Source organism: Pseudomonas soli, from assembly GCF_021283165.2.
Lineage (GTDB): Bacteria > Pseudomonadota > Gammaproteobacteria > Pseudomonadales > Pseudomonadaceae > Aquipseudomonas > Aquipseudomonas soli.
The window spans coordinates 4,001,804-4,014,082 of sequence record NZ_CP128543.1 but is presented as its reverse complement, the minus strand read 5'-3'; the positions used below and the strand labels follow the sequence as shown (position 1 = coordinate 4,014,082).

15 protein-coding genes are annotated in these 12,279 nt (G+C 64.8%); 6 read left to right on the top strand and 9 right to left on the bottom strand.

Annotated features, from left to right (window positions below):
- The first annotated feature begins 113 nt into the window (after positions 1 to 113).
- The 3 genes from LU688_RS18620 to LU688_RS18610 all read left to right on the top strand — a co-directional run bounded on the left by LU688_RS18620 (position 114) and on the right by LU688_RS18610 (position 2,585).
- Positions 114 to 518, top strand: coding sequence for a TraR/DksA family transcriptional regulator (locus LU688_RS18620; RefSeq protein ID WP_023629711.1), 405 nt, complete (start codon positions 114 to 116; stop codon positions 516 to 518).
- Positions 519 to 679: 161 nt separating this feature from the next.
- The gene (locus LU688_RS18615) at positions 680 to 2,275 is read left to right on the top strand and encodes a methyl-accepting chemotaxis protein (protein ID WP_094012093.1); all 1,596 of its coding nucleotides are present in this window, start codon (positions 680 to 682) and stop codon (positions 2,273 to 2,275) included.
- A gap of 115 nt (positions 2,276 to 2,390) precedes the next feature.
- The gene (locus tag LU688_RS18610) at positions 2,391 to 2,585 is read left to right on the top strand and encodes a hypothetical protein (protein ID WP_094012104.1); all 195 of its coding nucleotides are present in this window, start codon (positions 2,391 to 2,393) and stop codon (positions 2,583 to 2,585) included.
- 5 nt (positions 2,586 to 2,590) lie between these two features.
- On the opposite strand, the gene LU688_RS18605 is transcribed toward LU688_RS18610, so the two are convergent.
- On the bottom strand, positions 2,591 to 2,878 hold the full coding sequence (locus LU688_RS18605; protein WP_123902486.1) for a hypothetical protein: 288 nt from the start codon (positions 2,876 to 2,878) through the stop codon (positions 2,591 to 2,593).
- A 210-nt stretch (positions 2,879 to 3,088) separates the two neighbouring features.
- Here LU688_RS18605 and LU688_RS18600 point away from each other — a divergent pair, with 210 nt between their 5' ends.
- A complete protein-coding gene (locus tag LU688_RS18600) occupies positions 3,089 to 3,559 on the top strand; it encodes a hypothetical protein (protein ID WP_038706469.1) in 471 nt (156 codons plus the stop codon).
- The gene (locus tag LU688_RS18595; RefSeq protein ID WP_094012094.1) at positions 3,556 to 3,765 is read left to right on the top strand and encodes a hypothetical protein; all 210 of its coding nucleotides are present in this window, start codon (positions 3,556 to 3,558) and stop codon (positions 3,763 to 3,765) included. Before LU688_RS18600 ends, LU688_RS18595 begins: the two co-directional genes overlap by 4 nt.
- Before the next feature lie 3 nt (positions 3,766 to 3,768).
- On the opposite strand, the gene LU688_RS18590 is transcribed toward LU688_RS18595, so the two are convergent.
- From LU688_RS18590 to LU688_RS18560, 7 genes are all read right to left on the bottom strand, one after another.
- A complete protein-coding gene (locus tag LU688_RS18590) occupies positions 3,769 to 4,134 on the bottom strand; it encodes a Na+/H+ antiporter subunit G (protein ID WP_023632580.1) in 366 nt (121 codons plus the stop codon).
- A complete protein-coding gene (locus LU688_RS18585) occupies positions 4,131 to 4,409 on the bottom strand; it encodes a K+/H+ antiporter subunit F (RefSeq protein ID WP_023632581.1) in 279 nt (92 codons plus the stop codon). Before LU688_RS18585 ends, LU688_RS18590 begins: the two co-directional genes overlap by 4 nt.
- Entirely contained in the window at positions 4,406 to 4,894 is a 489-nt protein-coding gene (locus tag LU688_RS18580) for a Na+/H+ antiporter subunit E (RefSeq protein ID WP_094012095.1), read from the bottom strand. Before LU688_RS18580 ends, LU688_RS18585 begins: the two co-directional genes overlap by 4 nt.
- Positions 4,891 to 6,570 (bottom strand): monovalent cation/H+ antiporter subunit D, encoded by a 1,680-nt coding sequence (locus LU688_RS18575; protein WP_094012096.1) that lies wholly within the window; start codon positions 6,568 to 6,570, stop codon positions 4,891 to 4,893. Before LU688_RS18575 ends, LU688_RS18580 begins: the two co-directional genes overlap by 4 nt.
- Positions 6,567 to 6,911, bottom strand: a complete 345-nt coding sequence (locus LU688_RS18570) for a Na+/H+ antiporter subunit C (protein ID WP_023632557.1) — start codon at positions 6,909 to 6,911, stop codon at positions 6,567 to 6,569. The genes LU688_RS18575 and LU688_RS18570 overlap by 4 nt, the downstream gene beginning before the upstream one ends.
- Positions 6,911 to 9,817: a monovalent cation/H+ antiporter subunit A gene (locus tag LU688_RS18565; protein WP_038706466.1), complete on the bottom strand. Its 2,907-nt coding sequence runs from the start codon at positions 9,815 to 9,817 to the stop codon at positions 6,911 to 6,913. The genes LU688_RS18570 and LU688_RS18565 overlap by 1 nt, the downstream gene beginning before the upstream one ends.
- A gap of 332 nt (positions 9,818 to 10,149) precedes the next feature.
- Entirely contained in the window at positions 10,150 to 11,094 is a 945-nt protein-coding gene (locus LU688_RS18560) for a DMT family transporter (RefSeq protein ID WP_094012097.1), read from the bottom strand.
- An 84-nt stretch (positions 11,095 to 11,178) separates the two neighbouring features.
- Between LU688_RS18560 and LU688_RS18555 the strand changes: the two genes are divergently transcribed.
- Positions 11,179 to 11,742, top strand: coding sequence for a helix-turn-helix domain-containing protein (locus tag LU688_RS18555; protein WP_094012098.1), 564 nt, complete (start codon positions 11,179 to 11,181; stop codon positions 11,740 to 11,742).
- A 3-nt stretch (positions 11,743 to 11,745) separates the two neighbouring features.
- Here LU688_RS18555 and soxR read toward each other — a convergent pair whose 3' ends face one another.
- The gene (soxR, locus tag LU688_RS18550; RefSeq protein WP_046854849.1) at positions 11,746 to 12,201 is read right to left on the bottom strand and encodes a redox-sensitive transcriptional activator SoxR; all 456 of its coding nucleotides are present in this window, start codon (positions 12,199 to 12,201) and stop codon (positions 11,746 to 11,748) included.
- Positions 12,202 to 12,279 lie beyond the last annotated feature (78 nt).

The window sequence follows — 12,279 nt, the reverse complement described above, 5'->3', positions numbered from 1 at the left end:
CTTCCGCCCCCTGTAAAAAGAGTGCCGGTTGGCGCTTGAAGAATTTCGCCGTCGACGCCGTCGCGTCGCTGGCACCCGAATCGCCCATATGCACATTTTTCATAGAGAAATCGATGACCAAGGAACAGTTGCTGGCCATGTCGGCCGATGACTACATGAATGCCGAGCAGCTCGCATATTTCACCGCGTTGCTGCAGGCGATGAAAGTCGAAACCCACGAGCGCATCGAACTGAGCCGCACTGCTATCGAAAGCCTGGATACCCCGTCGGATCCCGCTGACGTGGCATCGGTCGAGGAAGAGCGCACCTGGCTGGTCAATGCCATCGACCGCGACCAGCGCCTGCTGCCGCAACTGGAGATGGCCTTGGACCGCATCACCGACGAAAGCTTTGGCTGGTGCGACGACAGTGGTGAGCCGATTGGCCTGAAGCGCCTGTTGATCAGCCCGACTACCAAGTACTGCATCGAAGCCCAGGAGCGTCACGAACAGCTCGACCGCCACCAGCGGCAGATCTGATCCAACGCCTTGCGCAAGGCCCCATGGAGCGATCCCTGGGGCCTTCTTGCTTTCTTGCCCTGCATCAACTGCGACCGTCTTGCCCCTCTGGAGGCATGGATAATGGCGTTATAGTGGCGTTTAATGACGTCACAATAACGACACGCGGATGGACCACGAAGATGATGCGAGAAGGATCTCTGTCAGCCGTTGAAACACCTCGACCTGAGCCTTGCCAAACGGGTGCTGGCGTTGCCCTGTTGCAGGGTGTTGCCCTGTGCGCGCTGCTGGCCGCCATGGCCTATGCCGGGTTGGCGTTGTACCTGGTCGTGCCCCTGGCGCTGCTGGTGCTGTGGCTGCCGCGTGGACGGCGTGCGCCAGTGCCTGCGGTTACGCCCACCGCGCAGGACGATGGCCTGCTGCAAGAGCTCGCGCGCGGCACCAGCCACAATGCCCTGTCCGCCGCCGCAGTGGCCCATTCGGTGCAGCAGCTGGCGGCGCGGGTACAGTCGCAACTGGGCGCGGCCCAGGAGATCGTCGGCAGCGCCGAGATCATGATCACCACCGAGCAGGCCACCGCCCAGCTCAGCCAGCAGGCCCTGACCGCCGCACGTGCGGCCCATGACAGCAGCGTCGCGGGCAGCGCCGTGCTGGGCGAGTCGATACAACGCATGCGTGACCTGAGCGAGCGGGCCAGTGCCAGCCGCGAGCTGATCGAGGCGCTGCACCAGCGTAGCGAGGATATCGCCCGGGTCACCCTGGTGATCCAGGCGATTGCCAGCCAGACCAATCTGCTGGCGCTCAATGCCGCCATCGAGGCGGCGCGCGCTGGCGAACACGGTCGTGGCTTTGCGGTCGTCGCCGATGAGGTGCGTGGCCTGGCTGGGCGCACCGCCAGTGCCACCGAGGAGGTCGGGCAGATGGTGGCCGACATCCAAGCGCGCACTGCCCAAGTGGTGGAACAGATCCGAGGGTTGGCCGATGAGCTGGGCGCTGGGGTCAAGCAGGTCGAGCATACTGGTGGGCAGCTGGCGCAGATCGCCGAGCTGGCGGCCAGTGTCGAAGTCCAGGTCAGCGAGATTGCCCAGGGCACGCAGACCAACCAGGCCCAACTCGACAACCTGTTCCAGGCCGTGGCCCAGGTGCGCGGTGATTTGTTGGTGAGTGACCAGCAGACTCGACACCTGGCCGAGGCGGCCGTGCAGATGGAGGGACAGGTCGAGAACATTAGCGAGCGCCTGGCCGAGGTGGGGCTGGATGCCTACCACCAGCGTGTCTTCGAACTTGCCCAGGCCGGTGCTCGGCAGATCAGTGAGCAGTTCGAGGCAGATGTCGAGAAGGGGCGGATCAGCCTGGACGATCTGTTCGATCGCCATTACCGACCGATCCCTGGCGTGCAGCCACAGCGCTTCACTACGCGCTTCGACCCTTACACCGATAGCGTGCTGCCACAGATCCAGGAGCCGCTGGTGCAGCACGACGGGCTGGTTTACGCCATCGCGTGTACGCAGCAGGGTTATGTGCCCACCCACAATAACGTCTTCAACCAACCCTTGACCGGCGACCCAGCACATGACACTGCGTACAGTCGCAGCAAACGCATTTTCGACGATCGTACCGGCAGTCGCTGTGGCAGTCATCAGCAGCGAGTCTTGTTGCAGACCTACACCCGCGATACAGGGGAACTGATGCACGACCTGTCCGTGCCTATCTTCGTCCAAGGTCGGCACTGGGGTGGGCTGCGCCTGGGCTACCGGCCAGATCCGGGGCTGGGTTGAGCGGATTTGTTGCCATTACTGCAATACAGCTGTACCAGGCGACGCTTTTTCCCCGGCAGGGCTGGTCGTATCATGCGCACATCGTTAGGTTGCTAATTAAATTCCGGAGGGAATGGTGAATAGCCAAGTCGATGTAGCCGCCATGATCGGCACCGGTGTGCCGCGATCAATGCAGGCCGTAGGTAAACGGGTATGCTGGGTGGTGTTGGTCGATGGCGAGCGCCGTGGCACGGCGTTCGCCAGCCGCGCCGAAGCACTGGAATGCCGGGCTGCCTGGCTGGCCCAGCTGCAGCGGTGCAGCGCCGCCTGAAAGATTCAGCGCTCGAAATGCCGGGCCAGTGCGCAGGCCTGTTTGTGGCACTGGCGAAATCCCCTTACGCGCCCGGTATCGCGCTCGGCAATGTGGTAGAACGCGTTGCCTGCGGGGATGACGATATAGCGAGGCATTTCCCGATCAGAAATATTACGTGCCTCTCGACGGGTTTCGGTGTTTTCGTGCATATTTGCTCTCCTGTAATGCGCGACTGAAGACCAGCATTCCTTTCTGGCCAAAGAACTGGCGTTGTTTGTCGCATCTTTTCCGGCATTTTTGCTGTCGGACATTACGTTTCCTTTGCGGAATCAAGCCGAAGCTTACTTCGCGTCGCCGGGCGGTGGCTGGGTGAATCACTTCCTGGTTGCGCCTGCGCCGTTGCGCGAGGACGCTTTGATGCTTGTTTCACGGTCCTGCGGACCATGACTAAACAGTGCCTGCCACCTGACGCCTGCGGTGTCCGTGGCGTGGCCGTTGCAATCGATGTGAGGAGCCTTTCATTGGCAGTCAGTACACTGGATACCCATGCGTTGTTCGCCTTGGGCGACTTGCGCGCCCAACTGGTCAAACTGTTCCACGGGCGTTTCATCTATGTCACCGAGCAGAATCCGGAAGGCCTGTACATGGCCGAAATCGACACCGAAGACGCCATGGTGGTCGATGACAAGCAGCGCCTGGAACTGAAAGTAGGCGACCACTTCCGTGCCGCGGTGCTGCCCAGCCGCGAAGGTGGCAAGCTGGAGTTGCGTTTTCGCGAGATCAAGCTGAACGTCTATGGCCAGGGCGACTACGCCTTCGTCTCGGTACCGGAAGGCGAAGGTATCGTGTTCCGCGACGGGCATGGCGTGATGCTGGTGTTCGCTGCCCAGCAACAGGTGCAGGAAGGCCTGGGCAAGTTGCTCAAGGCCGTGACTGGCAAGGTCGCCAAATGGCGCAAGGGCGAGTTGACCACTTTCAAGGCCAGTGAATGAGCGGCGAGCCCAGCGCGGGCTCGCGGGCAGACTTTCACCGCGAGCACCAGGCGCGTGCGGTGGAGGAGGCCGAGCGCCTGCTGGCGCGCCGGGAGGTGCTGCAAGGCGCCTGGCTGGCCTGGGTTGCAGGCGAGCTCTACCAGATGAGCCCGCCGCCGTTTGCCTCTATGGTACGCCGCGAGTTGCAGCGCCTGAGCCAGGCATGAGCCTCAGTTGCCGCGGTCACGCCCGCTGCTGACTTCCTCGGGTACGTGTTCACCCGAGGTGCGTTTGCGAAACAGCGCGGCCCTGGCCAGAAGCAGCGTGGTCACCGGCACGGTGATCGACAGCAGGATCGGGATCAGCCACGCATGCAGCACCGGGCTCTGCTTGAGCACCGAGAAGTACAGGATCGAGGCCGCCGCCACGCACCACGCCCCGATGGTCGAAGCCAGCGCGGGCGGGTGCATGCGCTGGAAGAAGTCTTTCAGACGAACCAGCCCGATGGCGCCGATCAGGGCGAACAGGCTGCCCAGCAGCAGCAGCGTGGATACCAGCAGTTCCAGCCAGAACGGCAGTACGATAGCTTCGTTCATTCGATCACCTCGCCACGCAGCAGGAATTTGGCCAGGGCGAACGAGCCGACGAAGCCGAACAGGGCGATCAGCAGCGCGCCCTCGAAGTAGGTGTCACTGGCGTAGCGAATACCCAGTACCAGCATCATCAGCATGCCCAGGATGTACAGGTAGTCCAGTGCCAGCACGCGGTCTTGGGCGGACGGCCCGCGGAACACCCGGATCAGTGCCAGGCCCATGGCGATGGCGAAGATGAACAGGCTGGCGAGGACGGCATAAGCAAGCAGGCCGCTCATTCGAAGATCTCCCTCAGCGGACGTTCATAGGTGTGCTTGAAGTGTTCGATGAAGGCCTTTTCGTCTTCAAGGTCGAACACGTGCAGCAGCAGTACGCTGCGATCCAGTGCCAGTTCAGACCAGACGGTGCCGGGCACCACCGTAGTGATCATCGACAACGCTGCCAGGCCATGGGCATCGCGCAGATCCAGCGGGATGTGCACGAACGCCGAGCGCGGTGGAGTACTGCCCGCGCGCAGGACGCCACGAGCCACCAGCAGGTTGGAATGGATCACGTCGAGGCCTACCCGGCCAATCAGCTTGGCGATTGCCCATGGGCGGCGCACGTGGGCGTGCTGCGGGCGCAGCGGGGCCATCAGGATTGGCGCGAGGATGCCCAGCACGGCACCCAGCAGCAGGTTGCCCGGGCTGACCGAGAGGTTGAGCAGCAACCATAGTACGAACAGTGCGACGGACAGCAGCGGCGCAGGGAACAGTCGGCTCATGGCTGCGCCTCCGCGCTGAGGGTGGTCGGGCCGGGCAGTGGCCGGGTGGCCATCACCGCCTTGACGTAGGCCTCCGGCGTGCTCAGGCTCGCGGCGGTGTCCTGGGTGTAGCGCAGCAGCGGCTCAGCCTTGAGGCTGAGGAAGATGCACAGGCCCAGGAGAATGACGATAGGCACGCATTCATAGCGACGCAGCACCGGCGAGGGGCGCTCCTCGGGCTTCCAGAAGCGCTGGATGCCCACCCGGCCGAAGGCGATCAGCGAGGCCATGCCCGACAGCACCAACAGGGTGACCAGGGTCCAGCCCGCGACGCCCAGCGGCTGCTCTGGGCTGACGCCCATGCCTTGCGGGTTGAACAACGCGCTGATCAGGTTGAGCTTGCCGATGAACCCCGACAGGGGCGGCATGCCGATGATCAGCAGGGCGCAGGCGATGAAGGCAAGGCCGAGGAAGGCCATGGTCCAGGGAATGATCTGGCCGATCACCACCTGCTGCTCGTCGTCCAGGTTGATGCCTTTGGGTGGGTGCAGCGACTCCAGCGGCGAAGGCATTGCGCCTTCTTCATCTTCCAGCGGCGCCTCGTTGGCCGAGCGCGAACGCTCCACCAGCTCGGCCAGCAGGAACAGCGCGCACAGGGCCAAGGTGGAACTGGCCAGGTAGAACAGCGCGGCGCCGGTGAGGATCGGCTGGCCGAAACCGACGGCGGCCAGCAGCGTGCCCGCGGACACCAGGATGCTCAGCGCCGCCAGGCGCTCCAGACGCTGCGCCGCGAGGATCGACATGGCCGCCACGGCCAGGGTCGCCAGGCCACCATAGACCAGCCACTCACCACCGAAAAATGCCGAGGCGCCGGCCTGGCCGGAAAACAGCAGCGTCCACAGGCGCAGGATGGCGTACAACCCGACCTTGGTCATGATCGCGAACAGGGCGGCGACCGGCGCGCTGGCCGATGAATAGGCCGGTACCAGCCAGAAGTTCAACGGCCAGACCCCGGCCTTGGCCAGGAAGGCGATGGCCAGGATCGCCGCGCCGGCATGCAGCAGGCCACGATCGGCTTCAGGTACCAGCGGTACTTTCAGTGCCAGATCGGCCATGTTCAGGGTGCCGGTCACGCCGTAAAGCATGGCCGCGCCCACCAGGAACAGCGACGAGGCGAACAGATTGATGGCGATGTAGTGCAGCCCGGCCTTGACCCGTGCCCGCCCGGAGCCATGCAGCAGCAGGCCGTAGGAGGCCGCCAGCAGCACCTCGAAGAACACGAACAGGTTGAACAGGTCGGCGGTGAGGAAGGCGCCGTACAGGCCCATCAGCTGGATCTGGAACAACGCGTGGAAGCTGGCGCCAGCACCGTCCCAGCGGGCCCGGGCGAACAGCAGAGCGCTCAGGCCGATGATGCCGGTCAGCGTCAGCAGCAGCGCCGACAGGTGGTCGACCACCAGGGCGATGCCGAACGGTGCCGGCCAGTTGCCCGGCAGATACACGCCGATGGATTCGGCCTGGCCCTGTGTGCGTACCCACATCAGCAGGGTGACGGCGATGCCCAGGCCAAGGCTGGTGGACAGCAGGTTCAGGCGCGCCTTCAACCAGCGGTGCTTTTCGCCGATCAGCAGCATCAGCGCCGCGGTGAGCAGCGGCAGCAGGATCGGCGCAATGATCAGTTGATTCATCCCGCTCATTCGTCACGCTCCCGCCCATCGACGTGGTCGGTGCCGGTCAGCCCACGGGAAGCCAGCAACACTACAAGGAACAACGCGGTCATGGCGAAGCTGATGACGATGGCGGTCAGCACCAGCGCCTGGGGCAGCGGGTCGGTGTAGTGCAGCAGGTCGTGGGGCACGCCGTCCTTGATGATCGGCTCCTTGCCGATGAACAGGCTGCCCATGCTGAAGATGAACAGGTTGACGCCGTAGGACAGCAGGCACAGGCCCATGATCACCTGGTAGGTACGCGGGCGCAGGATCAGCCAGACCCCCGAGGCGGCGAGCACACCGATGGCGACTGCAATGACTTCTTCCATCAGGCGGCTCCTGCTTGGCTGGACTTGGCGGGGCGGTAGGCACGCACCGACTGGTGGGCCAACGCGGTGAGGATCAGCAGGGTCGAGCCGACCACCACGGTGTACACGCCGATGTCGAAGAACAGCGCGCTGGCCACATGCACGTCACCCAGCAGCGGCAGGTGCAGGTGGGCGGTGTGGGTGGTGAGGAACGGGTAGCCGAGCAGCATCGCCCCGGCACCGGTTAGGGTGGCGCAGAGCAGGCCGGTGCCCATCCAGCGCAGTGGGCGCAGGCTCATCTGCGCCTCGACCCACTGAGTGCCGGCGACCATGTACTGCAGGATGAACGCCACCGACATCACCAGGCCCGCGACGAAACCGCCGCCGGGCTGGTTGTGGCCGCGCATGAACAGGTACATCGACACCAGCAGGGCGATCGGCAGCAGCAGGCGCACCAGGGCGGCCGGCACCATCATGAAGCCCAGCGCGGTGTCTGTGGCATGGCGCGGGTTGACCAGGTCGGTGACCACGTCCGGTGCCAGCTGGCGCTGCTGTGCCGGCAACTGCATGCTCTCCTTGGGCGGGCGGAAACGGCGCAGCAGGGCGAACACGGTCAGCGCCACGGCCACCAGCACGGTGACCTCACCGAGGGTGTCGAAGCCACGGAAGTCAACCAGCATCACGTTGACCACGTTGGTGCCCCCGCCCTCCGGCAGGGCGCGGCTGAGGAAGAACGAGGAAATGTCGTTGGGCGTGGGGCGGGTGAGCATGGCGTAGGACAGCAGGGCCATGCCGCCGCCGACCAGCACCGCCAGCAGCAGGTCGCGCAGGCGGCGCAGGCGGGCACGGTCCTGGCTGCCCGGCAGTGGCGAGACGCCTTCGATTCGTCGCGGCAGCCAGCGCAGCCCGAGAAGGATCAGCACGGTAGTCACCACTTCGACCGCCAGCTGGGTCAGGGCCAGGTCAGGCGCGGAGAACCAGACGAAGGTGATGCAGGTCATCAGGCCGCAGACGCCGACCATGATCAGCGCCGCGAGACGGTGGTACTTGGCCTGGTAGGCGGCGCCGATGGCGCAGGCGATGGCGATCAGCCACAGCGCGACGAAGACCCCGGAGCCGGGAATTTTCGGCCGCTCGCCCCAGCTCAGGCCGCTGTACAGCAGTGGCGTCAGGCCGGCGATGAAGGCTGCCAGCACCAGCATGAACAACTGCGTCTGCAGGCGGCGGGTGGTCAACAGGCGCTCGAGATGCCGTGCAAGCAGCATCAAGCGGACCAGGCCATGCTCGAACAGGCGCTTGCCATTGAAGCGCTCGATCAGCGGCGGGTGGGGGAAACGACCGCGCTGCAGCTGCTTGCGCAGCAGCAGGTAGAGAACGATGCCGCCGCTCATGGCTATCAGACTCATGATCAACGGCGCATTCCAGCCGTGCCAGATGGCCAGGCTGTACTCCGGCAGGGTGCCGCCTACGACCGGCAGCGCGGCGGCGGCCAGCAGTGGGCCGACCGATTGTGCCGGGAAAATGCCGACCACCAGGCAGGTGAGTACCAGCAGTTCGACTGGCGCGCGCATCCAGCGGGGTGGCTCGTGGGGCGTGTGCGGCAAGTCGTCGGCCGTAGGGCCGAAGAACACGTCGACGGTGAAGCGCAGCGCATAGGCCACGCTGAAGGTACCGGCGAGGGTGGCGATCACCGGCAGGGCCGCTTCGACCCAGGCGGTTGAGCTGATGAACACGGTCTCGGCGAAGAACATCTCCTTGGACAGGAAGCCGTTCATCAGCGGCACCCCTGCCATCGAGGCACTGGCGACCATGGCCAGGGTGGCGGTAAATGGCACCAGGCGGAACAGGCCACTGAGACGGCGGATGTCGCGGGTGCCGCTCTCGTGGTCGATGATCCCCGCGGCCATGAACAGCGAGGCCTTGAAGGTGGCGTGGTTAAGGATGTGGAACACCGCGGCGACAGCTGCCAGCGGACTGTTCAGGCCCAACAGCAGGGTGATCAGGCCGAGGTGGCTGATGGTCGAATAGGCCAGCAGGCCCTTGAGGTCGTTCTGGAACATCGCGGCGAAGGCGCCGAGCAGCAGGGTGGCGGCGCCGGCGCCGCCGACAATCCAGAACCACTCCTCGCTGCCCGACAGCACAGGCCATAGCCGGGCGAGCAGGAACACCCCGGCCTTGACCATGGTTGCCGAGTGGAGGTAAGCCGAGACGGGTGTGGGCGCCGCCATGGCATGGGGCAGCCAGAACTGGAAGGGGAATTGCGCGCTCTTGGTCAGGGCGCCGATCAGGATGAGGGGCAGCAGCACCGGGTACAGCGCATGCTGGCGGATGATGTTGCCGGCAGCCAGGACCTTGTCCAGGTCATAGCTGCCGACCACATGGCCGAGCAGCAGTGCCCCGACCAGCAGGCACAAGCCGCCGGCCCCCGTGACCATCAACGCCATGTAGGCACCGCGGCGGGCGTCGGCGCGGTGGTGCCAGTAGCCGATCAGCAGGAACGAGAACAGGCTGGTCAACTCCCAGAAGAACACCAGCTGGAGCAGGTTGCCGGAGATCACCAGGCCGAGCATGGCGCCCATGAACGCCAGGAAGAAGGCGAAGAAGCGCGGCACCGGGTCCTGCGGCGACATGTAGTAGCGCGCATACAACGCCACCAGGCTGCCGATACCCAGCACCAGCAGGCTGAACAGCCAGGCGAATCCGTCCATGCGCAGGACCAGGTTCAGGCCCAGGCTGGGCAGCCACAGGAATTCCTCGCGAATCACCCCGCCATCGGCCACCTGAGGGTACAGCAACGCCACCTGGACGGTGCCGACCAGGGCCACGAGCCCGGCGAGAATGGACTCGGCGTTGCGTGCGTTGTGCGGCAGGACAGCCGCCAGGCAACTGCCCACGAAGGGCAGAAGCAATAGCACAATCAATGACATAGCGTTCTGTTCTGAGAAGTTTGCCAAGGATCATACGTGCCGGGGGGATGATCACCAACACGCAAGCAGTTGCAGGATCGTACAAATGTGCTGTGACAAGCTGTTTTTTTATAACAGTTTTTTACAAAGCATAGCGGGTGAGCGCGTAGCCGTGGGGCTGCTTTGCAGCCCCGAGGATGTGCAGGAGGGCTAGGCTCTGTATGAAAAGCCTTGATACTCGGTGATGCTGCGTTGAAAACAGCCTCGGAATGCTCATTTACAACCCGTAAACTCCGCTTCCTCGGCTGTTTTCGCCTTGCCTGACCTTCGTCTCAAGACTTTTCATACAGACCCTACAATCCCGTCTCGCGCTGACGCGCGTCATCGCCCGGCAACGCCTCGGCCTCATCCTGGCGACGAATCTTCAGCTCGCTCACCACCACCGCCAGCACTATCAGCACCCCGCCGATCAACGCCACGCCAGGCAAACGCTCGCCGGCAATCCGCCCGACAATGCCTGCCCATACCGGCTCGCCGGCATAGATCAGCGTGGCGCGGGTCGGCGAGACCGACTTCTGCGCCCAGTTCATCGCCACCTGGATCACCGCGCTCATGGCGCCCAGGCCCACTGCGCTGGCCAGCAGCAGCCAGGAGAAGTCGGGGAGCGGCTCCTGGGTAGGCACGATCATCAGGAACGATAGCGCCGAGGCGGTGGCCAACTGCACCACGGTGACCCGACGCACATCCACCTTGCCCGCGTAGCGGCTGATCAGGATGATCTCGCCGGCGATTGCCACGGCGCTGACCAGCGTCACCAGCTCGCCTTCGCTGAAGTGCAGCGCGCCGCCCTCGGGGCCGGCCAGCAGCATCAGCCCGGCGAAGGCCAGGCCGATGCCCAGGCTCGGCATCAGGCCCGGGCGGCGGCCCAGCACCAGCCATTGCAGCAAGGGCACGAAGGGCACATAGAGCGCGGTGATGAATGCCGACTGGCTGCTGCTGATGGTCTGCAGGCCCATGGTCTGCAAGCCGTAGCCGAGCATGATCGACACGCCGATCAGCACCCCGGCCTTGAGTTCGGTGGCGGTCAGCCCTGCCAGCGAGCGGGCCGACACCAGGCCGACGAACAGCGCGGCGGCAGCGAAGCGCAGGCCGACGAAGAACATCGGGCCACTGACGGTCATGACGTTGTGCACGATCAGGAAGGTACCGCCCCAGAGCATGGTGATGAACACCAGCACCAGTTCGGCCTTGCTCAGGCGGAAGGTGACGGCGGGCTTGCTGGGGGAGGCCTGGCTCATGGTCTTGCGCACTCAGAAGGGGCGGCGCACAATTCGCCGCAAAGTGGGCAGTATACTGCGCACCCCCTACCAGTGAGCAATATAGTGCACAAAGATTCCGAGCACCGGGCTTCGGTGCTGCAGCATGTCAGCCAGAATGTTCGCCGCCTGCGCGGTGACGCCGGCCTGAGCCAGGCCGCCCTGGCCGAACGCTCCGGGGTCAGCCGGCGCATGCTGGTGGCCATCGAGGCCGGCGAGAAGAATGTCAGCCTTACCACCCTGGACCTGATCGCCGAAGCGCTCGGGGTGGCATTCAGCACCCTGATCCAGGCGCCCGATCGCCGCGACACCAGCCGTATCGACGAGCTGGCCTGGGCCGGTGTGCACCCTGCCAGCCGCGCCGTGCTGCTGGGCAGCAGCCCGGCCCGGCGCGAGGTCGAGCTGTGGGAATGGACCCTCGCCCCCGGCGAGTGCTACGCCAGCGAGGCAGATGCCGCCGGCTGGAGCGAGCAGATCTATGTGGCCGAAGGCCGCCTGACGCTGGTCATCGAAGGCGGCGAGCAGCAGTTGGGCAAGGGCGAGTTCTTCGTCTTCCCCAGCGATTGCCGCTACGCCTATCGCAATGATGGCGAGGAGGCGGTGCGTTTCGTGCGCAATGTGGTGATCTGAGGCTCAATCCTGGCTGGGTGGGTGAGGGCCTGGCCCTTCATCGGCCAGCCGGTCGTGGTGGTTACGCAGCGGGCACTCTTTCAGCGACATGCAGCCACAGCCGATGCAGCCATCGAGCTGGTCGCGCAACATCACCAACTCGTCGATACGCCGGCTCAGGTCGTCGCGCCAGCGCGCCGAGAGGCGCTGCCAGTCGTCGGCGGTGGGCGTGTGGTCACAGGGCAGGGTATCCAGGGCGCCGGCGATGTCGGCCAGGGGAATGCCCAGGCGCTGGGCCATCTTGATTACCGCCACCCGGCGCAGCACGGCCCGCGGATAACGCCGCTGGTTGCCGGCATTGCGGGTGCTGTGGATCAGGCCCTTGGTCTCGTAGAAGTGCAGGGCGGTCACGGCCACGCCGCTACGGGCGGCCAGCTGGCCGACGCTGAGCAGGCGTTCCTGGGAGGAAGGGGGCTTCATCGGCAATAAAATCCTTGACCTTGAGTTAGCTAGAGGTTTTACCCTCCACGACCATCTGCTGCAAGAGCCCAAACGAGG

Bases quoted from the DNA above. Each gene is read 5' to 3' on its own strand.
- LU688_RS18570 (WP_023632557.1), bottom strand. From the start codon at position 6,911: ATGGAAGAAGTCATTGCAGTCGCCATCGGTGTGCTCGCCGCCTCGGGG.
- LU688_RS18560 (WP_094012097.1), bottom strand. From the start codon at position 11,094: ATGAGCCAGGCCTCCCCCAGCAAGCCCGCCGTCACCTTCCGCCTGAGC.
- LU688_RS18605 (WP_123902486.1), bottom strand. From the start codon at position 2,878: ATGTCCGACAGCAAAAATGCCGGAAAAGATGCGACAAACAACGCCAGT.
- LU688_RS18615 (WP_094012093.1), top strand. From the start codon at position 680: ATGATGCGAGAAGGATCTCTGTCAGCCGTTGAAACACCTCGACCTGAG.
- LU688_RS18580 (WP_094012095.1), bottom strand. From the start codon at position 4,894: ATGAGCCGACTGTTCCCTGCGCCGCTGCTGTCCGTCGCACTGTTCGTA.
- LU688_RS18595 (WP_094012094.1), top strand. From the start codon at position 3,556: ATGAGCGGCGAGCCCAGCGCGGGCTCGCGGGCAGACTTTCACCGCGAG.
- LU688_RS18565 (WP_038706466.1), bottom strand. From the start codon at position 9,817: ATGTCATTGATTGTGCTATTGCTTCTGCCCTTCGTGGGCAGTTGCCTG.
- LU688_RS18590 (WP_023632580.1), bottom strand. From the start codon at position 4,134: ATGAACGAAGCTATCGTACTGCCGTTCTGGCTGGAACTGCTGGTATCC.
- LU688_RS18575 (WP_094012096.1), bottom strand. From the start codon at position 6,570: ATGAGCGGGATGAATCAACTGATCATTGCGCCGATCCTGCTGCCGCTG.
- LU688_RS18620 (WP_023629711.1), top strand. From the start codon at position 114: ATGACCAAGGAACAGTTGCTGGCCATGTCGGCCGATGACTACATGAAT.
- soxR (WP_046854849.1), bottom strand. From the start codon at position 12,201: ATGAAGCCCCCTTCCTCCCAGGAACGCCTGCTCAGCGTCGGCCAGCTG.
- LU688_RS18585 (WP_023632581.1), bottom strand. From the start codon at position 4,409: ATGAGCGGCCTGCTTGCTTATGCCGTCCTCGCCAGCCTGTTCATCTTC.